Origin of the sequence: Burkholderia sp. 9775_39 (assembly GCF_015712225.1) — a bacterium.
GTDB lineage: Bacteria > Pseudomonadota > Gammaproteobacteria > Burkholderiales > Burkholderiaceae > Burkholderia > Burkholderia cenocepacia.
On sequence record NZ_JACCQC010000009.1, the window covers coordinates 130627 to 154339 of the forward strand.

The 23713-nt window shown below is 65.7% G+C and carries 22 protein-coding genes; 16 read left to right on the forward strand and 6 right to left on the reverse strand.

The genetic code is table 11. The features are described 5' to 3' along the window. The first annotated feature begins 18 nt into the window (after positions 1 to 18). The 7 genes from pobA to H0X90_RS14785 all read left to right on the forward strand — a co-directional run bounded on the left by pobA (position 19) and on the right by H0X90_RS14785 (position 6987). Positions 19 to 1251, forward strand: a complete 1233-nt coding sequence (gene pobA, locus H0X90_RS14755; RefSeq protein ID WP_077189837.1) for a 4-hydroxybenzoate 3-monooxygenase — start codon at positions 19 to 21, stop codon at positions 1249 to 1251. 144 nt (positions 1252 to 1395) lie between these two features. After that, positions 1396 to 2112, forward strand: a complete 717-nt coding sequence (locus H0X90_RS14760; RefSeq protein ID WP_006482282.1) for a 3-oxoacid CoA-transferase subunit A — start codon at positions 1396 to 1398, stop codon at positions 2110 to 2112. 19 nt (positions 2113 to 2131) lie between these two features. Further along, on the forward strand, positions 2132 to 2788 hold the full coding sequence (locus H0X90_RS14765) for a CoA transferase subunit B (RefSeq protein WP_077189836.1): 657 nt from the start codon (positions 2132 to 2134) through the stop codon (positions 2786 to 2788). A gap of 88 nt (positions 2789 to 2876) precedes the next feature. Then, the gene (locus tag H0X90_RS14770) at positions 2877 to 4235 is read left to right on the forward strand and encodes a 3-carboxy-cis,cis-muconate cycloisomerase (RefSeq protein WP_034203081.1); all 1359 of its coding nucleotides are present in this window, start codon (positions 2877 to 2879) and stop codon (positions 4233 to 4235) included. Between the two features lie 16 nt (positions 4236 to 4251). After that, the gene (pcaD, locus tag H0X90_RS14775) at positions 4252 to 5037 is read left to right on the forward strand and encodes a 3-oxoadipate enol-lactonase (RefSeq protein WP_006482306.1); all 786 of its coding nucleotides are present in this window, start codon (positions 4252 to 4254) and stop codon (positions 5035 to 5037) included. 10 nt (positions 5038 to 5047) lie between these two features. Continuing rightward, positions 5048 to 5434 carry a 4-carboxymuconolactone decarboxylase gene (pcaC, locus tag H0X90_RS14780; protein WP_006480129.1) on the forward strand — a complete coding sequence of 129 codons (387 nt, stop codon included), beginning with the start codon at positions 5048 to 5050 and terminating at the stop codon, positions 5432 to 5434. Between the two features lie 194 nt (positions 5435 to 5628). After that, positions 5629 to 6987 carry an MFS transporter gene (locus tag H0X90_RS14785; protein ID WP_006494583.1) on the forward strand — a complete coding sequence of 453 codons (1359 nt, stop codon included), beginning with the start codon at positions 5629 to 5631 and terminating at the stop codon, positions 6985 to 6987. Between the two features lie 132 nt (positions 6988 to 7119). On the opposite strand, the gene H0X90_RS14790 is transcribed toward H0X90_RS14785, so the two are convergent. The 3 genes from H0X90_RS14790 to H0X90_RS14800 form a co-directional block, all read right to left on the reverse strand. Further along, a complete protein-coding gene (locus H0X90_RS14790; RefSeq protein ID WP_012492997.1) occupies positions 7120 to 7368 on the reverse strand; it encodes a hypothetical protein in 249 nt (82 codons plus the stop codon). A gap of 108 nt (positions 7369 to 7476) precedes the next feature. Next, complete coding sequence (locus tag H0X90_RS14795) at positions 7477 to 8094, reverse strand: LysE family translocator (RefSeq protein ID WP_006482276.1); 618 nt, start codon at positions 8092 to 8094, stop codon at positions 7477 to 7479. Positions 8095 to 8275: 181 nt separating this feature from the next. Next, on the reverse strand, positions 8276 to 9055 hold the full coding sequence (locus tag H0X90_RS14800) for a TetR/AcrR family transcriptional regulator (protein WP_063899349.1): 780 nt from the start codon (positions 9053 to 9055) through the stop codon (positions 8276 to 8278). A gap of 100 nt (positions 9056 to 9155) precedes the next feature. Here H0X90_RS14800 and H0X90_RS14805 point away from each other — a divergent pair, with 100 nt between their 5' ends. The 5 genes from H0X90_RS14805 to H0X90_RS14825 all read left to right on the forward strand — a co-directional run bounded on the left by H0X90_RS14805 (position 9156) and on the right by H0X90_RS14825 (position 15836). Then, the gene (locus H0X90_RS14805; protein WP_077189835.1) at positions 9156 to 10868 is read left to right on the forward strand and encodes a bifunctional 3-(3-hydroxy-phenyl)propionate/3-hydroxycinnamic acid hydroxylase; all 1713 of its coding nucleotides are present in this window, start codon (positions 9156 to 9158) and stop codon (positions 10866 to 10868) included. 7 nt (positions 10869 to 10875) lie between these two features. After that, a complete protein-coding gene (locus H0X90_RS14810) occupies positions 10876 to 11946 on the forward strand; it encodes a VOC family protein (RefSeq protein WP_012493005.1) in 1071 nt (356 codons plus the stop codon). 36 nt (positions 11947 to 11982) lie between these two features. Continuing rightward, positions 11983 to 12939 (forward strand): fumarylacetoacetate hydrolase family protein, encoded by a 957-nt coding sequence (locus H0X90_RS14815; protein WP_034203074.1) that lies wholly within the window; start codon positions 11983 to 11985, stop codon positions 12937 to 12939. After that, the gene (locus tag H0X90_RS14820; RefSeq protein WP_077189834.1) at positions 12936 to 14897 is read left to right on the forward strand and encodes an acyl-CoA synthetase; all 1962 of its coding nucleotides are present in this window, start codon (positions 12936 to 12938) and stop codon (positions 14895 to 14897) included. Before H0X90_RS14815 ends, H0X90_RS14820 begins: the two co-directional genes overlap by 4 nt. 213 nt (positions 14898 to 15110) lie before the next feature. Then, the gene (locus H0X90_RS14825; protein ID WP_034203072.1) at positions 15111 to 15836 is read left to right on the forward strand and encodes an OmpW family protein; all 726 of its coding nucleotides are present in this window, start codon (positions 15111 to 15113) and stop codon (positions 15834 to 15836) included. Positions 15837 to 16111: 275 nt separating this feature from the next. Here H0X90_RS14825 and H0X90_RS14830 read toward each other — a convergent pair whose 3' ends face one another. From H0X90_RS14830 to H0X90_RS14840, 3 genes are read right to left on the reverse strand one after another with little or no spacing between them, the layout of a single operon-like run. Then, positions 16112 to 16846 carry a polysaccharide deacetylase family protein gene (locus tag H0X90_RS14830; RefSeq protein ID WP_077189833.1) on the reverse strand — a complete coding sequence of 245 codons (735 nt, stop codon included), beginning with the start codon at positions 16844 to 16846 and terminating at the stop codon, positions 16112 to 16114. A gap of 23 nt (positions 16847 to 16869) precedes the next feature. Further along, positions 16870 to 17430 carry a hypothetical protein gene (locus H0X90_RS14835; RefSeq protein ID WP_077189832.1) on the reverse strand — a complete coding sequence of 187 codons (561 nt, stop codon included), beginning with the start codon at positions 17428 to 17430 and terminating at the stop codon, positions 16870 to 16872. Then, positions 17427 to 18581, reverse strand: coding sequence for a glycosyltransferase (locus H0X90_RS14840; protein ID WP_077189831.1), 1155 nt, complete (start codon positions 18579 to 18581; stop codon positions 17427 to 17429). The genes H0X90_RS14835 and H0X90_RS14840 overlap by 4 nt, the downstream gene beginning before the upstream one ends. Before the next feature lie 284 nt (positions 18582 to 18865). Here H0X90_RS14840 and H0X90_RS14845 point away from each other — a divergent pair, with 284 nt between their 5' ends. The 4 genes from H0X90_RS14845 (at position 18866) to H0X90_RS14860 (ending at position 23567) form a co-directional block, all read left to right on the forward strand. Beyond that, on the forward strand, positions 18866 to 19534 hold the full coding sequence (locus H0X90_RS14845; protein ID WP_227739726.1) for a TetR/AcrR family transcriptional regulator: 669 nt from the start codon (positions 18866 to 18868) through the stop codon (positions 19532 to 19534). A 345-nt stretch (positions 19535 to 19879) separates the two neighbouring features. Then, positions 19880 to 21178: a dicarboxylate/amino acid:cation symporter gene (locus H0X90_RS14850; RefSeq protein WP_077189829.1), complete on the forward strand. Its 1299-nt coding sequence runs from the start codon at positions 19880 to 19882 to the stop codon at positions 21176 to 21178. Further along, positions 21175 to 21375, forward strand: a complete 201-nt coding sequence (locus H0X90_RS14855; protein WP_021033601.1) for a hypothetical protein — start codon at positions 21175 to 21177, stop codon at positions 21373 to 21375. The genes H0X90_RS14850 and H0X90_RS14855 overlap by 4 nt, the downstream gene beginning before the upstream one ends. Positions 21376 to 21632: 257 nt before the next feature. Further along, on the forward strand, positions 21633 to 23567 hold the full coding sequence (locus H0X90_RS14860; RefSeq protein WP_077189828.1) for an SMP-30/gluconolactonase/LRE family protein: 1935 nt from the start codon (positions 21633 to 21635) through the stop codon (positions 23565 to 23567). The last annotated feature ends 146 nt before the right edge of the window (positions 23568 to 23713 follow it).

Sequence of the window (23713 nt, forward strand, 5' to 3'; positions counted from 1 at the left end):
ATGTTCTGGAGACGAACAATGCGCACCCAAGTCGCGATCATCGGCGCCGGTCCGTCCGGCCTTCTGCTTTCCCACCTGCTGCGCCTGCAAGGCGTCGATTCCATCCTCGTCGAAGCGCGTTCGCGCGAATACTGCGAGAACCGCATCCGCGCCGGCGTGCTCGAGCAGGGCACGGTCGACACGCTGAACGAAGCCGGCCTCGGCGACCGGATGCGTCGCGAAGGGCTCGAACATCACGGCATCGAGCTGCTGTTCGACGGCCAGCGTCACCGCATCGACCTGTCCGAGCTGACCGGCGGGCGCGCGATCACCGTCTACAGCCAGCACGAAGTCGTACGCGACCTGATCGCGGCCGGCGTCGAGCACGGTCATCAGATGCACTTCGAAGTCAGCGACGTCGCGCTGCACGATGTCGAAAGCGAGCGGCCGTTCGTCACGTTCAAGCATGCGGACGGTCGCGCCGACCGCATCGACTGCGACTACATCGCGGGCTGCGACGGCTTCCACGGCATCGCGCGGCAGACGATTCCGGCCGACCGGCTGAACACGTTCGAGCGCGTCTACCCGTTCGCGTGGCTCGGCATCCTCGCCGACGCGGCGCCGTCGCTCGACGAGCTCGTGTACGCACACCACGACAACGGCTTCGCGCTGTTCTCGATGCGCTCGCCGACGGTCACGCGGCTGTACCTGCAATGCAAGCCGGATGAAGACCTCGCCGAATGGTCCGACGCGCGGATCTGGGACGAACTGCACACGCGCTTCTCGAACGACACCGGCTGGACGCCGACCGAGGGCCGGATCACGCAGAAGAGCGTGACGCCGATGCGCAGCTTCGTGTCGGAGACGATGCAGCACGGCCGCCTGTTCCTCGCCGGCGACGCCGCGCACATCGTGCCGCCGACCGGCGCGAAGGGCATGAACCTCGCGATGGCCGACGTCCGCGCGCTGTCCCGCGCGCTCGGCGCACGCTACCGGACGGGCGACGCGACGCCGCTCGAGCGCTATTCGGCGACTTGCCTCGAACGCGTGTGGCGCGCCGAGCACTTCTCGTACTTCATGACGAACATGCTGCATGCGTCGCCGGACGATTCGCCGTTCGTCAATCGCCTGAAGTTTGCCGAGTTGAAATACGTGACGCGCTCGCGGGCCGCCGCGCAGTCGCTCGCTGAAAACTACGTCGGCTTGCCGTTCGACGATGCGACGGCCTCCGAGGCAACCCGCCTTGACAACGCGCTGTGCGCGACTCTATGATCGGCCCATCGTTCGCTAATCGAATCTGAGTTCGAATAGCGAACAAAAGCCGAGGGTCGACGAAGGCCTCCGGCGCGGCACGCGGCACGCGCGTGTCCCCTCGACAGGCCGCGCACGAGCCGCGGGTTCGCATCAGGAAGAGACATGGTCAACAAGATTTTCGAATCGCTTCAGTCGGCGGTTGCCGACGTCCACGATGGCGCGACAATCATGATCGGCGGCTTCGGCACGGCCGGCATGCCGTCCGAGCTGATCGACGCGCTGATCGAACAGGGCGCGCGCGACCTGACGATCGTCAACAACAACGCGGGCAACGGCGAGACGGGCCTCGCGGCGCTGCTGAAGGCGAAGAAGGTGCGCAAGATCATCTGTTCGTTCCCGCGCCAGAGCGACTCGCAGGTGTTCGACGCGCTGTACCGCGCGGGCGAGATCGAACTGGAGCTCGTGCCGCAGGGCAACCTCGCGGAGCGCATCCGCGCGGCGGGCGCCGGCATCGGCGGGTTCTTCACGCCGACGGGCTACGGCACCAAGCTCGCGGAAGGCAAGGAAACGCGCGTGATCGACGGCAAGCCGTACGTGTTCGAGACGCCGATCCACGCCGATTTCGCGCTGGTGAAGGCATACAAGGGCGACCGCTGGGGCAACCTCGTGTACCGCAAGACCGCGCGCAATTTCGGGCCGATCATGGCCAGCGCCGCGAAGGTCGCGATCGTCCAGGTGTCGGAAGTCGTGCCGCTCGGCGCGCTGAACCCGGAACACATCGTGACGCCGGGCATTTTCGTCCAGCGGATCGTCGAGGTGCCGCAGGCCGCGCACGCGGCCGAGCTGGCCGCCGAACACGCTGCGTCGCAAGCCGCCTGACCCGCCTGGAGAAACCGACATGAAACGACTGACCCGCGATGAAATGGCCAAGCGCGTCGCCCAGGACATCCCCGAAGGCGCGTACGTGAACCTCGGCATCGGCGTGCCGACGCTGGTGGCGAACCACCTCGACCCGAGCAAGGAGATCTTCCTGCACAGCGAGAACGGCCTGCTCGGCATGGGCCCGGCGCCCGCGCCCGGCGAGGAGGACGACGAGCTGATCAACGCCGGCAAGCAGCACGTGACGCTGCTCACCGGCGGCGCGTATTTCCACCACTCGGATTCGTTCGCGATGATGCGCGGCGGCCACCTCGACTACTGTGTGCTGGGCGTGTTCCAGGTGTCGGCGAACGGCGATCTCGCGAACTGGCATACGGGCGCGCCCGATGCGATTCCGGCCGTCGGCGGCGCGATGGACCTCGCGATCGGCGCGAAGCAGGTGTTCGTGATGATGGAGCACCTGACGAAGCAGGGCGAGAGCAAGATCGTCGCGCAGTGCTCGTATCCGGTCACCGGCGTGCAATGCGTGAGCCGCATCTATACGGATCTCGCCGTGCTCGACGTGACGGCCGACGGCCTCGCGGTGAGCGAGATCTTCACCGACCTGTCGTTCGACGAGCTGCAGAAGCTGACCGGCGTGCCGCTGATCGACGCGACGCAAAAGGCCGCCGCCTGAACGGCAAGCGTGCCGGGGCGCGCATTCGAGCGCACGCCGGCACGCTTGGGTAGACAATAGGCGCACGCCGTTTCCCCATTCTGATGCCATGCTCGAAGACAGCGCCCGCCTGACCTCCCTGATCTGCGGCACCGAGCCGCTCAACCGGATCTGGTCGCCCCGCGCGACGATCCAGCGCATGCTCGACGTCGAGGCCGCGCTTGCGCGCGCGCTGGCCGCGCAGCAGGTGATTCCCGCCGCCGCGGTCGCGCCGATCGAACGTGCGTGCGACGCCGGCCGGCTCGATGCCGACGCGCTCGCGCACGGTGCGGCGCTCGGCGGCAATCTTGCGATTCCGCTCGTCAAGCAGCTCACCGCGCAAGTGAAGGCCGACGACCCCGAGGCCGCGAAGTTCGTGCACTGGGGCGCGACGAGCCAGGACATCATCGATACCGCGACCGTGCTGCAGTTGCGCGACACGCTCGACGTGCTCGATCCGCTGCTCGACGAAGCCTGCGCGTCGCTCGCGGCGCTCGCGCGCACCCATCGCGCGACGCCGATGATCGGCCGTACGTGGCTGCAGCAGGCGCTGCCGATCACGCTCGGCCTCAAATTCGCCCAATGGCTCGATGCGCTGCTGCGCCATCGCGCGCGTTTCGCCGAGTTGCGCGAACGCGCGCTCGTGCTGCAGTTCGGCGGCGCGGCCGGCACACTCGCGAGCCTGCGCGAACACGCAGCCGGCGTGAGCGCCGCGCTCGCGGCCGATCTCAAGCTCGCGGTGCCCGCCGTGCCGTGGCATACGCAGCGCGATCGCATCGCGGAAGCGGCGGCGTGCTTCGGGATGCTGATCGGCACGCTCGGCAAGATCGCGCGCGACGTGTCGCTGCAGATGCAGACCGAAGTCGGCGAGCTCGGCGAACCGGCCGCCGCCGGCAAGGGCGGCTCGTCGACGATGCCGCACAAACGCAACCCGGTCGGCTGCGCAGCCGTGCTGACGGCTGCCGTGCGCGCGCCGAACCTCGTCGCGACCGTGTTCGCGGGGATGGTGCAGGAGCACGAGCGCGCCCTCGGCGGCTGGCAGGCCGAATGGGATGCGCTGCCCGACCTCGCCCGCCTGACGGGCGGCGCGCTCGCACAGATCGCGCAGATCGTCGCGGGCCTCGACGTGAACACCGAGCGCCTCGCCGCGAACCTCGACCTCACGCACGGGCTGATCCTCGGCGAAGCCGTGATGCTCGCGCTCGGCGACCGCATCGGCCGGCTCGATGCGCATCACGTCGTCGAGCACGCGTCGAAGGAAGCCGTGCGCACGGGCGCGACGCTGTTCGACGTGCTCGCCGCCGATGCGACCGTGTCGGCCCACCTGTCGCGCGACGCGCTCGCGCGGCTGCTCGATCCCGCACATTACGTCGGCGAGGCGCATGCCTATGTCGACGCCGTGCTCGCGCTGCATGCGGGCGCGCACTAACCAGGAGAACCTTGAGATGCCTTTCGCCACTGTCAACGGCGTGAAACTGCATTACCGGATCGACCGTGCCGCGCGCGACGACGCGCCGTGGCTCGTCTTCTCGAATTCGCTCGGCGCCGACCTGCAGATGTGGGCCCCGCAGATCCGCCCGCTCACGCAGCACTTCAACATCCTGCGCTACGACACGCGCGGCCACGGCCATTCCGACGCGCCGGCCGGTTCGTACACGATCGAGCAACTGGCGGGCGACGTGATCGGCCTGCTCGACCACGTCGGCATCGACTGCGCGCATTTCTGCGGCATCTCGATGGGCGGGCTGACAGGCGCCGCGCTCGCCGCGCGCTACCCGTCGCGCATCGTGCGCGCGGTGCTGTCGAATACCGCCGCGAAGATCGGCTCGCCGGAAGTGTGGGGGCCGCGTGCGCAGAAGGCGCGCGCCGAAGGCATGGCCGCGCTCGCCGACGCCGTGCTGCCGCGCTGGTTCACCGACGCATTCGTCGAACGCGAGCCGCGTCTGTTCGATGCGATCCGCGACACCTTCGTGCATACCGACAAGGACGGCTATGCGGCGAACTGCGACGCGCTGAACGCGGCCGACCTGCGCGAGGAAGTGAAGGGCATCGCGTTGCCGGTGCTCGTCGTGACCGGCGCGAAGGACATGTCGACGCCGCCCGACCAGGGCCGCGCGCTGGCCGCCGCGATTCCCGGTGCGCTGCACGTCGAATTCGACGCCGCGCACATTTCGAACATCGAGTGCACCGGCGGGTTCAACCGCGCGCTGCTCGATTTCCTGACTGCGTGAGGCACCGGCGATGGATGACCAGGAACGTTATGAAGCAGGGATGAAGGTGCGTCGCGCGGTGCTCGGCGACGCGCACGTCGACCGTTCGATCGAGAACCGCACCGAGGTGACCGACGAATTCCAGAACCTGATCACGCGCTATGCATGGGGCGAGATCTGGACCCGCGACGGGCTGCCGCGCCATACGCGCAGCCTGCTGACCATCGCGATGATGGTCGCGCTGAATCGCGGCGAGGAACTGGCGCTGCACCTGCGCGCCGCGCGCAACAACGGCGTGACGCGCGACGAGATCAAGGAAGTGCTGCTGCAGACCGCGATCTATTGCGGCGTGCCGGCCGCGAATTCCGCGTTCCATCTCGCGGACAAGATCTTCAAGGAACAGGATGCGGCCGGTTAAGCGCCGGCGATGATCCGATCGGGCGGCCCGCCGAGGCTGGCGGGCAGTCGTCGATGAAGAGCGCACCGGCAGCGAATCGGTGCGTGAACGAAGGAACGGCGCGGCCACGAGGCCGCGCTTCTTGCATATATCAATGTTGCATGGGACCGGCGCAAGCGCAGACGCGCCCACGCCGGCCGACAAGGAGACTAGCGATGAATCGCGCACCCGTGGTCGATGTCCAGACCTTCATCAACGAGCAGCCGTTCGGCGGCTTTCAATGGCTCGTGTTCCTCATGTGTTTCGTGATCGTGCTGCTCGACGGCTTCGATACGGCCGCGATCGGCTTCATCGCGCCGTCGCTGCTCGGCGAATGGAACCTCACCAAGCCCGATCTCGCGCCCGTGTTGAGCGCCGCGCTGTTCGGCCTCGCGTGCGGCGCGCTCGTGTCGGGCCCGCTGTCCGACCGGCTCGGCCGCCGCTCGCTGCTGCTCGGCTCGGTGTTCCTGTTCGGCGTCGCGTGCCTGATGTCCGCGTTCTCGAACACGATCGGACACCTGACCATCCTGCGCTTCATCACCGGCGTCGGGCTCGGCGCCGCGATGCCGAACGCGGTCACGATGATGGGCGAATTCTGCCCGGACAAGCGCCGCGCGACCGTGATCAACCTGATGTTCTGCGGCTTTCCGCTCGGCGCCGCGTTCGGCGGCTTCCTGGCCGCGTGGATGATTCCGCATTTCGGCTGGCGCAGCGTGCTGGTGCTCGGCGGCGTGACGCCGCTGCTGCTCGGCGTGCTGTTGCTGCTGAAGATGCCGGAATCGGTGCGTTTCATGGTCGCGACCGGTCAGTCCGTCGACAAGATCCGCGCCACGCTCGCACGCATCTCGCGCGACGCGTTGAACGCCGGCTCGTTCGCATTGACCGAAGCCGCACCGCAGACGGGCGGCAAGGGCCTCGGCGTCGTGCTGTCGCGCTCGTACATCGTCGGCTCGGTGATGCTGTGGCTCGCGTACTTCATGGGCCTCGTGATCTTCTACGCGTCGATCAACTGGATGCCGATCCTGCTGAAGGATGCGGGCCTGACGCCGAAGAGCGCGACGCTGATCTCGGCGCTGTTCCCGCTCGGCGGCGTGGGCGCCGTGCTGTGCGGCGTGCTGATGGACCGCTTCAACGCGAACCGCGTGATCGCCGTGTGCTACGCGCTGACGGCGGTGAGCGTGTATGCGATCGGGCAGGCGGCCGGCAATGTCGGGCTGCTGGTGCTGGTCGTGTTCGTGGCCGGCGTGCTGATGAACACCGCGCAGTCGTCGATGCCGGCGCTGGCCGCCGCGTTCTATCCGACCGAAGGGCGCGGCACGGGTGTCGCGTGGATGCTCGGCGTCGGCCGTTTCGGCGGGATCGCGGGGTCGTTCCTCGTCGCCGAGCTGACGCGCCGGCACTTCTCGTTCGCGGGGGTGTTCGCGACGATCGCCATCGCGGGCGTGCTCGCGTGTGTCGCGCTGCTGATCAAGCAGATGGCGCGCCCGCATGGCGTGGCGCAGCCGGCGGGCAAGATCGAGTCGCTCGGGCATTGAGCGGCGTGCGGGCCGGTGCGTTGCATCGGCCCGGCGCGTGATGGATTCGGGCCGGTCGAGAGCAGATCGACCGGCGCACGACGACAGACCGGGCCGCCTTCGCGGCCCGTCGACACTGCGGCCGTCGCACCGTTATTCCTCCGCGTCGTGCTCTTTGACGAAGTTGCGCAGATACGCGCGCAGCGCGGCTTCCCGGCCGCGATGATCGTCATGGTTCGCGGCGCCCATTCCCGCCTCGTCGCCGAACAGCGTCGGCGGCGCGCAGTAGGTGCCGACTTCGATGTTCTCGCGCAGCACGCGGATATCGTGCGTGAGCGGGTGATACTCGGCGATCCAGTGCATACCCTCGATGTGCTCGCCCGCTCTGAGCATTGGCTTCATCGGCAGTCTCCATGCAGAGCAGCGGTGCAACCGCCGAAGCGGTTGCACGCGCCCGTACCGAAAGGGTACGCCTGCATCACGTGAAGCTCAACGGGCGCTCGTGAGCGCTTACTGCGGCAGCAGATGGGCGACGAGCGGGTACAGCGACAGGATCAGCAGCACGGCCATCGTCACGTTGAAGATGCGCAGCGCGCGGGGATTCGACAGGAAGCGGCGCAGGCCGAGGCCGAACGCGGCCCACAGGCTGATGCACGGGAAGCCGATCAGGATGAACAGGATGGCCATCCATGCGGCATTCATTCCATAGTCGGCGGACAGGCGGATCGTCGTCGCGGCGGTCAGTACCATCATCCACGCCTTCGGGTTGACCCACTGGAACGCGGCGGCTTCGATGAACGTCATCGGCCGCGATTTGGCGCCGTGCGCCTTCACTTCGCCCGACGTGCCGATGCGCCACGCGAGGTACAGCAGATAGGCGACGCTCGCCACTTCGAGGAGCGTGTACAGCAGCGGCAGGCGCTTGAACGCTTCGCCGAGGCCGAAGCCGACGCAGAGCATCAGGATCGCGACGCCGATGCTGATGCCGAACAGGTGCGGCATCGTGCGGCGAAAACCGAAGTTGACGCCGGACGCGAGCAGCATCGTGTTGTTCGGGCCGGGCGTGATCGTCGTGACGAGCGCGAACAGCATGCCGGCGGGCAGCGCGCTGAGGGTGAGGAATTCCATCGCGGATTCTCCATTCGGTTCGAGGCTGGGATGGAGTCAGTGTAGCGACGGTTTTCTGTACAGTACCGGTACAGTTAAATTGACGATTGCCGGTACGGGGCGTGGGAGTGCGTGACGGCGGTCGTCAGCACGACGCGAGCACCCGCCAAGGTTCTGCCCATCACAGCCGAACGATGGACCGCTAACGTTCTTGCGATTCGTTGGGCGCAGGCGTCACGGCGGGCGGCAACGGGCGATTCGCGATCTCTATCGCTTCAGTTCGCGGCACACCCAAGGTCTGCAACAGGGATGAAGCTGCCCGTTCGGCAAAGCCGTTCTGACTGTACCCGATCATGTTCAACATGTCGGTAACCGGCTTCTCGTCCGCATCGAATCGGAGCTCGATCGCAATGGCGGTCAGTACCGCGCCCCCGACCGTGATCACGCTCATCAGCGGGTCGCTTGCCGAGAACCTCCCCGCGAGGATGCCTTTCTGAATATCCCTCAACAACCGCGGTCCGAGGCCGCGGCTGAGCGCTCGCATGGACAACCCCTCGCGCAGGAGAAATTGTCCCCAGACCGGCTCGCTTCTGGCTCGCAGCAATGTATGGCGCAGCGACACGGAAATGATCTCGGCCGGGTCGGTGAGGCCGCCTGCGATGCGGTCCAGGGTATCCGCGAACTCCTCGAACACGATTTCCAACACCGCGGCATGAATCGCCTCTTTCGATTCGAAGTGGTTGTAGAACGACCCGAAACCCACGTCCGCGGCTTCCGTAATTTCATTGATCGCGACGCCTTCCATCCCCTTTTGCGCCATGAGTACAAAGGCGGCATCCAGCAGGCGCGCGCGCGTCTCGCGCTTGCGGCGCGCGCCCCGCGGCTCGCGAACCTCGGGGCTCGACGGCGCTTGCCCGTTCGAGACGGCCGGCGACGGTGTTCTGGTGCGACGGGAAGAAGTGTTGGGCATCGGCGTGCGCATGGTTTCGGTGTTCGAGTATACGTTCGAACGTCAAAATTGACAAAGTTATCAGTTATGACTTTAATGTCATCAAGGCGGCCGGCAGTGGCCAGTCCCGAGAATGGGAGACGGAACGGTGGTGGAGACAAAACTGACGTGCGAGCCGGGCGTCCATGAAGGCAACGACAACGCGAACTGTGCCGGCGGCCGCGACTTGCCGTCGGAGGTAGACGTGCTCGTGGTGGGCTGCGGTCCCGTCGGCGCGGCGATCGGTGCGCTTCTCGGCCGGGACGGCGTGCGCGTGCTCGTCGTCGACAGGGCGGCGGAGATCTTCATGGCGCCGCGTGCGATCGCGCTCGACAACGACGCGCTTCGCATCCTGCAGTACGTCGGGGTGAACGAAGCCGACCTCGATACGGTGGCGATTCCGTACGTCAGGATGCGCTCGCCCTGGTTCGGCGAGTTCGGGCGCATCAATACGCTGGGGAGCATCGACGGCCATCCGAAGCTCGTGACGTTCTATCAACCGGACCTGGAGCGATGCTTGCGTGCCCGACTGGCCGCGCACCGCACGGCCCGAATGGCGCTCGGTGTGACGCTCGTCTCGCTCGACGAGCACGCCGACCACGTCGCCGCCACGCTCGACAGCGGGCCGGGCGCACGGCACGTCGTGCGCGCCCGCTACGTCGTCGGTGCCGACGGCGCCAGCTCGATCGTGCGCCAGCTGATCGGACAGGATTTCAAAGGCAAGACGTTCGCGGAGGACTGGTTGATCGTCGATGCGCGAAACGTGCGCCGACCCATCGACCATGTCGAGTTCATCTGTGACCACCGGCGACCGACGCCTCATATGACCGCACCCGGGGGGCGCGAGCGTTGGGAGTTCATGCTCCATCCTGACGAGACGCGCGAAGAGATGGAATCCGACGAACGCATCCGCGAACTGCTCGCGCCGTGGGGTGGCATCGAGGACATGGTGATCGAACGCAAGGCCGTGTACCGTTTTCATGCCCGAACCGTCACGACGTTCAGCAAAGGGCGCGTTTTTCTCGCGGGCGACGCCGCCCATATCACGCCGCCGTTCGTTGGCCAGGGGCTCGTCGCCGGCCTGCGCGATGCCGCGAATCTCGGCTGGAAACTGGCGTGGGTCGTCAAAGGCCACGCAACCCCGCAAATTCTGGATTCCTACGATCGGGAACGCCGACCGCACGCCAAGGCGATGATCGGCGTCGCGAAATTCATGGGCAAGCTCGTGATGCCGCGAAACGCCGGGATCGCGTTGTTCACGCATGGTCTGATGCGATTGACGCGGCTCGTTCCGCCGCTACGGAATCATTTCGACGAACTCGGGATCAAGCCGAAGAATGCGTTCCGGAGCGGTCTGTTCGTCCCCGGCCATTCGTCCACGCGGCTCGTGCGCGGTGCAGCCCTGCCGCAGGGATGGCTGCGCAGGCACGATGGGACGATCCGCCTGAGCGACGACGTGTTCGGTACTGGTCTCGCGCTGATCGGATTCGGACGGGATCCGGGCGTCGAGCTCGACGCCGGCGCGCGAGCCGCGCTGATCGCGGCGGGCGGCGTCGTGGTGCAGGTGATGCACCGCGGGCAGCGCCTTCATCGCATCGAGGACGACGGATGGGAGGACCTGGACGGTACGTTCATGCCGGGTGTCGTGCGGTTTGGCTGGGCGGCCGTGATTCGGCCGGACAAAACGGTCCTGCACGAAGGCCCGGTGGCCGACTCGACCCGTCTGGTTCTCGAATCCCTGCGATTGCTTGGTGCGCGCACCGCGTTGTCGCCGCTGTCCGATCACATTGCCCAGCCGATTTCCTGAGGCCCCCATGAAGCTTACGACTGCACAACCCGCACGGAGTCCCCAGCCGACGACGAAGGCTCGGGCGCTTTCCTACCTGATGTTCGAGCGTCCCGATCTCGAACGGGCCGAACGATTTCTCAACGACTTCGGCCTGCGGACGGTATCCCGTGACGGCGAACATTTGTTCCTTCGAGGCACGGCCGCCACACCGTTCTGCTACGTCGTCCGGCGGGCTGAAAAAAACCGGTTCGTCGGCTTCGGGCTTGAAGTGGACGGCATCGACGCGCTGCGAAAGCTTGCCGGCGTGCCGGGCGCGTCGGACGTGGCGCCGTCGCCGTGGCCCGGTGGCGGCCATCGCGTCACGCTCGTCGATCCGTCGGGTTTTCGTGTCGACGCGGTCGCGGGACAAGCGCGGGCCGGCGCCCTGCCGCACCGGTCGGCGTTACCGTTCAACTCCCCCGATTCCGTCGTTCGCGTGAACGATACCCAGCGTGCGCCGCTGGCGGCGCCGGAAGTGATTCGCCTCGGTCATGTCGTGCTCGAACTCGCCGATTTCCAGGCGACTTGTGCGTGGTACACGTCTCACTTCGGTTTCATCCCGAGCGACGTTCAGGTGTTGCCGGATGGATCGCCCGCCGTCGCGTTCTTGCGGCTCGATCGCGGGGCGACCCCCACGGATCACCATACGCTGGCATTGGCACAGGGGTTCGCAGCGCTTTACAGCCACTCGGCATTCGAGCTGGTGGACGCGGACGCCGTGGGGATCGGGCAGCGTGTGCTGAGCGAAAAAGGATGGACGCACGCATGGGGAATGGGTCGCCACATTCTCGGCAGCCAGGTCTTCGATTATTGGCAGGACCCCTGGGGCGACAAGCACGAACACTATTGCGATGGGGACATGTTCACGGCGGACGTGGCGACGGGCATCCATGAAGTCAGCCGTGAAGCGATGTCGCAGTGGGGCCCGCGGATGCCGCGCAGCTTCACCAAACCGAAGATCACCGCCGCCAGCATCGCATCGCTCATCCGAAACCTCCGGGCCAGTCCGGACGTCACGTTCGCGAAGCTGCGCACGCTCGCGAAGCTGTTTGCGTGACCTTCATCTTCACTCAGACCTGTTCGAGGCATCTTCATGGCATTGCACGTCTTGCACTACCGGCATCAGGGGCGCGCCCAATGGGGCGTGGTGAGGCATCACCGGATCACGCCGATACCGGGCGACTACCCGACGACCGGCGAATTCGTGCGCGCACATCGGATCGATGACCTCGCCGCGCTCGACGGAGAAACGATTCCCGAATCGGACGTCGAGTGGCTGTCGCCGGTCACGCGCAATCAACGGTTCGTTTGCCAGGGCGCCAACTATCGCCAGCACATGATCGAGTCCGGCATGAATCCGGATGCGAAGTCATTCAACATGATCTTCACGAAGGCGACGAGCTGCATCGTCGCCGCCGATTCCGACGTCATCCGGCCGCAACATGTGCGGTTTCTGGACTACGAGATCGAACTGGGGCTCGTGCTTCGCCGCGATATCACGTCCCGGCAAGCCATCACGGACAAGAACCTGCACGAGTACGTCGCGGGCCTCGTGATCGTCAACGACTATTCCGCCCGCGATATCCAGATTCCCCAAATGCAGTTTTACAAGGGGAAAAGCTATCGGACGTTCGGGCCGGTCGGGCCGTATCTGTGCCTGCTGGAGGCCAGCGATATCGCACGGCTGCACGCGCTGACGCTGACACTGACCGTGAACGGGGACGTGCGGCAGAGCGATTCGACGGGGAACCTCGTGTACGGTCCGGCCGAAACGCTCACGGAACTTTCGGGTGTTCAGGATCTGAACGCCGGTGACTTGCTTGCAACCGGCACGCCGTCCGGGTGCGCGCTCAGCATTCCGTCGCCGGCGAAGCAACGAATTGCCGCGTTGCTGCCGGAGCACATGAAGTGGCGGATTTTCACGAAGGTTCAAGCCGCGCGCCCGCAGTACCTGAAGGCCGGGGATCTGGTCGAGTCGCGGATCCGGAGCAGGGACGGGGCGATCGACCTCGGTGTGCAACGCAACCGAATCGTGGACGAGCTCGCATGAACGCCATCGCAACCGAAGCGGACGTGCTTCGGATCGAAAACCAGGGGCCGCCCGCCGACCTCCCGGCCAGCACTTACGAGATGATCGGCCGTGGTGCGGCGATCGACCCGACCGCGCCGGCCTTGTCGTTTTTCCTGCGCGCCGACGATCATCGCAAGCCATTGCGCTGGACCTATGCGGCGCTTCTGCGGGATATCACCCGCGCCGCGAACATGTTTTCGCGCCTCGGTATCGATCGCCACGCGGTGGTCGCCTACGTGCTGCCGAATTTGCCGGAAACGCATTTCGTCATCTGGGGAGGCGAAGCGGCCGGGATCGTGTGCGCGATCAATCCGTTGCTGGAGGGGCCGGCGATCGCATCGCTGCTCAAGGCCGCAAACGCAAAGGTGCTGGTGACGCTGGCGCCTTTTCCGGGAACGGATATCTGGTCGAAGATCCAGCCCGTCCTGAGCGAGGTGCCGTCGCTGCAAAGCCTCGTCCTGATCGATCTGGCCGAGCGCGTGCAGGGGTGGCGCCGCATTGCCGCACGCGCGATGCAGCGTCGCGAATGCAAACGGTTGCACGGGCGCGCCGGCGTGCGCGGCGCCGTTCCGCGCCACGTCGCGATCCACGATTTCGACAGTGCGATGTCGCGTGAATCCGGCGATTCGCTGCTGATCCCACGGCGTTTCGAAGCCGACGACATATCGTCCTACTTCTGTACGGGCGGCACCACGGGATTGCCGAAAATCGCGATTCGCCGGCACGGCAACGAGGTGGCCAATGCCTGGAGCGTCGGGCAGGTCGTCGGCGCCGGGATGGGTCCGGGGAAGACCGTGTTCTGCGGACTGCCGCTGTTCCATGTCAATGCCGTGCTGGCAACCGGCCTGGTGCCGTTCTCGCGCGGCGCACATGTGGTGCTGGGTACGCCACAGGGCTATCGCGGCGACGGCGTCGTCAAACGATTCTGGGAAATCGTCGAGCACCACGAGATCAATTTCTTCAGCGCGGTGCCGACCTTGTATTCGGCGTTGCTCGACGTGCCCGTCGACGGCCGGAACATCGACTCGCTGGAATATGGGCTGTGCGGTGCCGCGCCGATGCCCGTGGAAGTATTCCGCACGTTCCAGGATCGCACCGGGGTCCGGATCCTCGAAGGCTACGGGCTCACCGAGGGCGCCTGCGTCAGCAGCGTCAATCCGCCAGGCGGCGAACGGCGTCTCGGTTCGATCGGCTTGCGCATCCCCGGCCAGATGATGAAGGCGGTGATACTCGACGACGCCGGCCGCTATGTGCGCGATTGCGTCGAGAACGAAGTCGGTGTGCTGACGATTTCCGGGCCGAACGTGTTCGCGGGCTATCTTCAGGAAGATCAGAACAAGAGCCTGTGGCTCGATCTCGGCGACGGCCGGCAGTGGCTCAACACCGGGGACCTCGCGCGACGCGATGCGCAGGGCTACTTCTGGCTCACGGGCCGCCGCAAGGAGCTCATCATCCGGGGCGGTCACAACATCGATCCGGCGACGATCGAGGAACCGCTGCACCGCCACCCGGCCGTGCAAATCGCTGCGGCAATCGGACGTCCCGACGTGCATGCTGGCGAGCTGCCGGTCGCGTACGTGCAGTTGAAAGCCGGCGCAACGGCAACCGAGACGGAGCTCGACACGTTCATACGCGGCATGATCGGCGAGCGCGCCGCGATACCGAAGCGGATTCATATCGTCGATGCGATGCCGCTTACGGCGGTCGGCAAGATCTTCAAGCCCGAACTCAAACGATGGGAGACGTTCGACGCGCTGGTCTCCGCGCTGAAGGATGCCGGCGTCGAGGGTGCGCGGGTGAGCATGGTGGACGACCCGTCGCGCGGGCTCACCCTGCATGTGGCGCTGAGCGATCACGCGCAGACAGCGAAGGCCCATACGGTGATGGGCCGCTTCCCGTTCGCCTTTTCGACTTCCGTGGAACCCGAACATCACTGATTGTCGATTCCCGGAACGTTCGGCATTGAATTGAGCAAATAGATTCGGAATCCGAATCTATGGAGCGGGAATTTCGCTTGACGAAGCAGCACCCGACGTTTTTGGCGTCGCGCGTCACACGCGCGGGAACAGCCCGCAAGTCATGCGTGGCGCACGGCGATGAAGACAGGTTTCACGATTCTTGAACACCAACACCAAAATCTGGAGACAATCATGAAACGAATCAGTGCAGGAGCCGTCGTATTGGTCGCGGCCATCTCTGGCGCGCATGCGCAATCAGCCGGTCAGTGGGTGGTCAGTGCCGGTTGGTCCCACTTTGCCCCGCAGGGATCGGCGGATCCGCTGACCCTCAATGCACTCGGCCAGTCGCAAGTGATGACCGGCAGCGGCGGGGACATCGCAAGCGGCGATACGTTCGGACTGACCGCAACGTACTTCCTGACCGACCATATCGCGGCGACGACGGTCATGGGCTTTCCGCCGACCTGGCACTTGAACGGCGCAGGCACGCTCAGCGGTTTCGGCGAGCTGGGGACCGCGCGGGCCTGGAGTCCGGCGATCATCTTCAACTACTACTTCGGCCAGCCGAATGCACGGTTCAGGCCGTATCTGGGCGCCGGCGTCACCTACACGTGGTTCAGCAACATCAAGCTCAGCAATCCCGTTTCCACCGGCCAGATCTATTTCTCGCCGACCGTCGGGACCGCGCTCGAGGGACCGACATCCGTGTCGCTCAGTCATTCCTTCGCGCCCGTCGTCAACGGCGGCCTGACGTACAACATCGATTCGCACTGGTCGATCAACGCGTCGGTCGCGTATTCGTGGGTATCGACACGCGCCACGCTCACCACCCGGTCCTCCGTCGGCACGGTCACGAGCACCAGCAAATTCCGGGTCAATCCGATCGTGACGTTCCTGTCGGTCGGATACCGCTTCTGAATCGCATTGCCCGGGACACGGCGCACGCACGTTGCAGTCGCCGCGCTGCGTGCGACGTGATGATTGCCGCCGAGATTCGGCGGCGCATGGGCCGGCCGCGGACGCTTCCTCGTCCCTTGCTCGCGACATGCTTCGAGTGCGGTCGGAGCATGAAGGATTGCTGACCAGAACGATGAATATGGCCCACACAAGGTGCGGATGATGACAGTGACATCGAAGGAGACGGGTATTCGCTCGGCGTGGTACCGGTTCATCCGGACGATCTGCCTGGATACTTATTGGCGCCCCGCTATCCGCCCCTTCCAACACTTGAACCACAGCCTCGCAGCCCCGACCCCGCCCGCGACCGGAATCCGCGGCAACAGAAACGGATCGTCGGCAGCGCCGGCGCATCCGCGTCGAGTCGTCGTTGCGTTGCCGTAACCGGCAGCGATGACTTGATCGCGCACGCGCGCGTCGAGATTGCCGTACGGATAGCAGAACGATTCGACACATTGCCCGCTCAGCATTTCGAGTTGCCGCTTCGATTCGGTAAGCTGAAAGTCCGAATCAGGCGCCGGCACATACGACAGCGCGACGTGGTCGAGCGTATGCGAGCCGATTTCATGGCCGTGGTCGCGCCACGCGAGCATGTCCTCGCAGGTCATCAGCGGCGAGCGCGTGGTCGGCGCGCCCGCGTCCCAGTCGTTCGCGCCGCCGAACCGGCCGGCGACGAAGTAGCAGGTCGCGGTGAATCCGAGCGCATCCAGCACGGGCATCGCATGCGTCAGCACGTTGAGAAAGCCGTCGTCGAACGAAATGCCGAAGACCTTGCCCTGCCGCTCCCCGCGCAGGTACGGCTGCAGTTCGCGCACGCTCAGGCCGCGGTAGCCGAGCCGCCGGAACAGCGTCATCTGGCGGCGGAACGCGTCGGGCGCGACGCTCAGGCTGCGCAGCCGGTCGGTCGGCGGCGGCAGCGGACGGATCTGGTGATACATCAGGATCGGATAGCGTGGGGTGCGCGCAAGCATCGGCGGGTCGCAGGAAAGCGGGATTACGCGGCCTTGCGGAAAATCCGCAGGGTCTTGAAGTCGCCGACCTCGACGAAATCGGCATTGGCGGCCCACCGCGCGATGATCGGTTCAGCCTTTCGATACGCCGACGATCCGGTGTAGAACAACAGATGGCCGTTGGGCGCGGTATGGCGCGCGAACAGGTCGAGCACCGCTTCGTCGGTCTTCGCGCCGTAGCGGCTGTTCGCTTCGTCGCGGAATTCGCACAGATGGAACAGCGTGACGACGTCGAACGTCGGCAGCAGGCGCGAATGGCTCGTATAGATGTCGCCGAAATACGCGAGGTAGGTCTTGCTCACCTCCGGTTGCCGCGTGACGAGATCGACATACGACTTGTATTCCTTCGGCGATGCCGTCACGCCGAAGACGGTGTTGTTCAGGTGCGGCCGCGCGCATTCGATGCCGACATGGTGGTGGCCGCCGGTGCCGAAGTGATAGATGCGGATGCCCTTGAGGTGCACGGATTCCAGCCATTCGACGAAGTGCACGTCACACGGACATTCCTGCGTGCGCAGGTCCCAGTACTTCTTCCAGATATTCAATGCCATTTCGTGGATCTCAAGGAAGTCACCCAGCGGTACGGGTTGTGTCGAATCGACTTCTGATAGACGGACAAGGTCGCGTCGACGAACGCGTCGAACGAAAATTCGCGCTTGCCTTTCAGCCGCGCGCTGCGCCCCATCGCGCGGACGCAGCCGGGTTCCTGCACGATCGCGCGCAGGATCGCTTCGATCGCCGCGGGCTCGCGCGGCGGGACGACCCAGCCGTCCACGCCCGGCTCGACGTTCTCGGGCAGCCCGCCCACGCGCGTCACGATCGCCGGGCAGCCGAGCGACATCGCTTCGCGGCACGCATACGACAGGCTCTCGTGGTACGACAGCACGAACGACACGTCGATGATCGAGAACGGCGCCCACACGTCGTCGAGCCGTCCGGTGAACGCGGTGCGCGACGCCATGCCGTGCCGCGCGAGCTGTTCGCGCTGCTCGCCGGACGGCTCCGCGCCGATCAGCAGCACGCGAAACCGCTCGCGCTCGGCTTCCGGCAGGCGGCCCAGCGCCGCGATCAGGTCCATCCAGCCTTTTTCGGGCGTGGTGCCGGCGCTGCTGCCGAGCACGATCGCCTCCGCGCCGGACGCGCCGAACAGCGCGATCTTGCGGCGGCGGATCTCGTCGCCGGCCAGTCGTTCGGCGGCCGGCCGGCGCACGCCGTGCTTGACCACCGTGACGTTGCCGTACGGCGAGCGCAGCGCGAGCATGCTGGCGACGTAGTCGCTGACCGCGATCGTATGGTCGGTGGCCAGCCGCGCACGCAGCACGTTGCCGAGGCTGTCGGCGCGATAGGTGTTGTGCTTGGTCAGCACGATCGCGGGCCGATACCGGCAGCCGAGCAGTGCCAGCATCACCTGCCTGTGATCGGCGGCCCCGTTCACATGGATCACGTCGAAGCGCTCGGCGGCGATCCGCTGGCGCAGCCGGAGAATCTCCCGGCACAGCCGGTTCCAGCGCGGCTTGAATTCCATGTCGAAAATCGCCACGTCGGGACTGTCCTTCAACAGTCGCGACAGGCGGCTGCCTTCCGGCGACGCGACGGTCACGCGGTGATGGCGGCTCATCGCGACGGCGAGATCGCGCACGTAGGTGTCCTGGCCGCCGCCGTAATCGCCGTGGAAGTTGGTGTACAGAATGTTCATCACGATGCCGCTTTTTTATCGATCCGTCATTTCAGAGGAATACTGATGAAATGCCGGACTCGACCTGATGGAAGCCATGGCGCGAACGCGGTGCCGCGTTTCCGGCCCGGGATTGCGCATCGACGTCGGTGCACGGCGCCAATGCGAATCATTTCCAAATATTACAGATCGTTTACGTGCCGTAGTGTCGAGGTCTGCGCATCTTTGTGAGAATCTGTCGTGATCGCTGGATCGTGTCGCCCGGTGCGTGACGATCTCCCGCGATCGCGATTTCGATTGCAACGATGGCGCCGGATTTGATTCGGGTCGATGTCTTCCCTATAATGCGACGATTTAGTCCGGTTATTTCGGGAAGCATGGCGCGTACACGGAACGAAAACCTTCATCAGCAGCGCCGCGAGCAGATCCTGACCGCGGCCGCCCGGGTCTTCAAGGCCAAGGGGTTCCACGGCGCGCGCACGGAAGATATCTGTGCGGCGGCCGACATGAGCGCGGGCGCGGTGTTCCGGTATTTCGCCGACAAGCGCGAGATGATCGACGCGATCATCGCGGTCGAGGTCGAGCGTTATACGCAGGACTTCAACCGCATCCTCAGCAGGGAGGGGCTGCTTGGACTGGCCGGCATCACGGCCGACGAGCTGGCCGGGATGATGGCGCAAGGCGATGACGGCCTCGGTGTCGACAGCTGGCTCGAACTGGCGCGCGATGCCGAACGCCGCCCCGATATCGTCGGGCTCGACCGGAAGATGCGCGCGGATCTTGCGGCGCTGCTGGCGCGCGGCCAGGCCGAAGGCTGGGTCCGGCCATCGCTGGATCCCGCCGGTGCGACGAACATCGTCTTCGCGCTGTTCAACGGCCTGTGGCTCGACCGCAGCCTCGGCACGTCCGTCGACATGAAACAGACGGCCGCCGCGCTCGGCGATTTCTTCCGCACCTACGTGCTGGTTGCCTGACGCCCGACGCCACCGGCGCGCATCGCGTCGACACGTTCGCCGCGGCCTTCCGGCAAGCCGCGCGCTATCCGATCCGCTGAAATCCCCCGGCATCCGGCCGCACCGGAAGCGAGCCGGACCGCGGCACCTGCCCTTTCCCGACGACATCAGGACGCAAATCAACCCGCGGCGCTTTCAGATTTGAAAGCCGGCTCGCCGTTTGCGTTAGAATGCCCCCCCTTGTCCGCCCGGGTGACCGCCCGAAGTGGACAGGTCGCCCGCTTGGAGACACAGGTTTCGATTCGCAGCCGGACGCGAATGATGGGCCAGCCGTTAGCAACATACGCTTTGTAATTTGGATCACTAATGAAAAAGAAGCACAACATTACCAGGTACATCGTTGTCGCGATGATTCTTGGCATCGCCGTGGGTTACGCCTGCCATAGCGCGTTTCCCGACCCGAAGATGGCGAAGGAGGTCGCCGGGTACGTGTCGTTGCTGTCCGATGTGTTCCTGCGCCTGATCAAGATGATCATCGCGCCGCTGGTGTTCGCGACGCTGACCGTCGGCATCGCGCAGATGGGCGACGGCAGCGCGGTGGGCCGCGTGGGCGTCAAGGCGTTCGGCTGGTTCTTCATCGCGTCGTTCACGTCGCTGCTGCTCGGCCTGCTGACCGCGACGCTCCTGCAGCCGGGCAGCCACCTGAGCCTGCCGCTGCCGCCGTCCGATGCGGCGCTCAACCTGAAGACGGGCGCGTTCACGCTGAAGGATTTCGTGGTGCACCTGGTGCCGAAGTCGATCGCCGAGGCGATGGCGAACAACGAAATCCTGCAGATCGTCGTGTTCTCGATCTTCTTCGGCACCGCGCTGTCCGCGCTCGGCGACGCAGGCAAGCGCCTGACCGGGGTGATCGAGGATCTCGCGCAGGTGATGCTGAAGGTGACGGGGGCGGTGATGTGGTTCGCGCCGGTCGCGGTGTTCGCGGCGCTCGCGTCGACGATCACGACCGAAGGGCTCGGCATCCTGCTCACGTTCGCGAAGTTCATGGCCAGCTTCTACCTGGCGCTCGCGCTGCTCTGGGCCGTGCTCACGCTGGCCGGCGTGACGTTCCTCGGCAAGCGCGCGTTCACGCTGATCCGGCTGATTCGCGAGCCGTTCCTGCTGTCGTTCGCGACGGCCAGCTCCGAGGCCGCGTATCCGAAGCTGCTGGACGCGCTCGACCGCTTCGGCGTGAACCGCAAGATCTCGAGCTTCGTGCTGCCGATCGGCTATTCGTTCAACCTCGACGGCTCGATGATGTACTGCACGTTCGCGGTGCTGTTCATCGCGCAGGTGTACGGCATCCATCTGCCGCTCGGCACGCAGATCACGATGTTGCTGATGCTGATGGTGACGTCGAAGGGGATGGCGGGCGTGCCGCGCGCGTCGCTGGTCGTGATCGCGGCGACGCTCAACCAGTTCAACATGCCCGAAGCCGGGTTGCTGCTGATCATGGGCGTCGACATGTTCCTCGACATGGGGCGTTCGGCCACCAACGCCGTCGGCAACTCGATCGCGGCGGCCGTGGTCGCGAAGTGGGAAGGGCAGCTCGACGCGCCGCGCGACGACGACGATTCGGACGGTGCGCGCGTAGCCGAGGCGAAGGTGCGGGAAACGTCGGCATGACGCGTGGCAACGCGGCGGCGCAACGCCGCGTTGCCCAACCCGCGGCAAATGACATTCGCCGGCCCGGATTCGATACGGATTCGGGCCGGCGATGTGTTTTGGGGCGGCGGCTTGTCCCGATGTTGCCGAAATGGCATTCGCCGTTTCAATCGATCGACGTCGAATCGGCGGCGATATTCCGACAGGCGCTTGCCTGATTTTCCCCATTCCCGATCCGGCGCGTAAGTGACCATTCACTGACGGGCGGCGGCGCTCGCCGCAAGCATGGGGCGATTCGCAATTTTTTTCGATTTATATGACGTTATTCTCGCGCTGCGCATGATCGAATGCATGCCGTATGTCATACCGACTGCGCCGGATGATTCGGGGAAGAATTGACATCTCGCGGGCTTCAAGCCATCTGGCCGGCCGATCCCTCATGTGAATGACTACCCTGTTCAGGAGAGCATCCGTCATGGTCGCCAGAAAACGCATCCAGGCCGCGCTCGTTGCCGCGGCAATCGCCGCATGTGCACCCGCTGCTCATGCAGCCAACACCACCGACTGGCTCGCGAATACGTACGGCACGCTCGCCGCGCACGTCGGCAACGTCGCGCGCGCGATGTGGGTCGCCCCCGAAGGCGTGATCTACACGGCGTCGATGTGGGACGAGGATGAGGGCGGCGTCGCGATCTACCAGAACGGCAAGAGCATCGGCTCGATTGGCGCGCATTCGGAATTCCAGGGCAGCGCGATCACCGGCAATGCAACGTCGCTGTTCGTCGCGCTGCAGCCCGGCAAGACGTACGGCAGCGGCGCGGTGGGGCGCTACAGCCGCGCGACGAAGGTTCGCGATCGTGTCATCCAGATCAGCGCGGCGACCAACCAGCCGCGCATCGATGTCGTCACCGGGCTCGCGACGGCCGGCTCGCTGCTCTATGCGAGCGACTTCTACGGCAATCGCGTGCGCGTATTCACGACCGACGGCGTGTGGCAGCGGGACATCGGCGTGTCGGCGCCGGGCGCGCTCGCGGTGGACGGCGCGGGCAACGTGTGGGTCGCGCAGAAAAGCGCCGGCTCGATCGTCGGCTTCAGTCCGACCGGCGCGCTGCTGAATACGATCCGGATGCCGGCCGGCTCGCATCCGTCGGCGCTGCATGTCGATGCGGCGGCCGGGCAACTGCTGGTGGGCGACGAAGGCCCCGACCAGAACATCAAGCGTTATTCGATATCGGGCCAGCCTGCGCTGGCCGGCACGTTCGGCGTGCGCGGCGGCTATCTCGACACGACGACGGGCATCAAGGGGCAGGTCGGCCCGCAACGCTTCACGCGCATCGTCGGGATCGGCAAGGACACCGGCGGCAACCTCTATGTGCTCAACAATCCGTGGGGCGGCAGCTGGGATCTCGGGCGCAACGGCGCGACCGACATTCATGCGTACGGCAGCAACGGCAACCTGCGCTGGACGCTGCAATCGCTGAACTTCGAAGGCATCGCCGCGCCGGACCCGGTCACGGACGGTGCGCTGTTCTACGGCGGCACGCATATCTACAGCGGCAGCGCGGGCGGCAAGTTCGTCGCGAATACCGTCGATCCGTTCACGTACCCGTCGGATCCGCGCATCAACATGAGCGACATGCAGCGCGACGAGCACTTCGGGCTGATCACGTCGGTCGGCGCGAACCGGATCCTCGTCGCGGCCGGCCAGAATCCGCCGATTTTCTACTTCTATCACTTCAACGCGGCGAACGGCTACATCGCGATTCCGGACGGCTCGATTCCGGGCCCCGCGTTCAACACGACGCAACGCGTGACGGGCGGCTTCAGCGTCGACAGCCAGGGCGGCGTGTGGGCCGGCCTCGACAAGACCGGCGCGATCACGCATTACCCGCTGACCGGCTTCGACGCGGATGGCAAGCCGTCGTGGGGGCCGGGTGTCGCGACCCGTATTCCGGCCAGCATCCAGCCGCTCACGCGCATCGTGTATCTCGCGGACAGCGACACGATGGTGCTCGCGCAGGGCGCGCTCGGCAGCAACGACTGGACGTCGATCGGCACGCGCATCGAGGTGTATCACGGCTGGCGCGCAGGCAATACGACGAAGCCGGATCCGGTGATCACGCTGCCGCACAGCGGCGCGAAATCGATCGACGCGGCGGGCAACCACCTGTTCGTCGGCTACTGGTTCAGCAGCAGCGGGCCGCTGTGGCCGAACGTCGACGCGTTCAACCTCGCCACCGGCAAGCTCGACACGACGCTCGTCAACACGAGCCCCGCGACGGTCGACACCAGCAGCGCGATCGATGCGATGTACAGCATCCGCGCGTACCGCCGGTCCAACGGCGAGTACGTGGTGATGAAGAACAACGTGAAGGGGAACAGCATCACCGTGTACCGATGGACGCCCTGACGGGCTGAACGTGCTGGTGCGGTCGCTTCGGGCCGCGGCCGCGGACGGAAAGTCGTGAAGACCATCGGCGCATTCTCTCGGGATGGTTGCGCAACGCGCATGCAATGAACGGTGGGCACACTGCGTGCCGCACCGCGGTGGCCAGC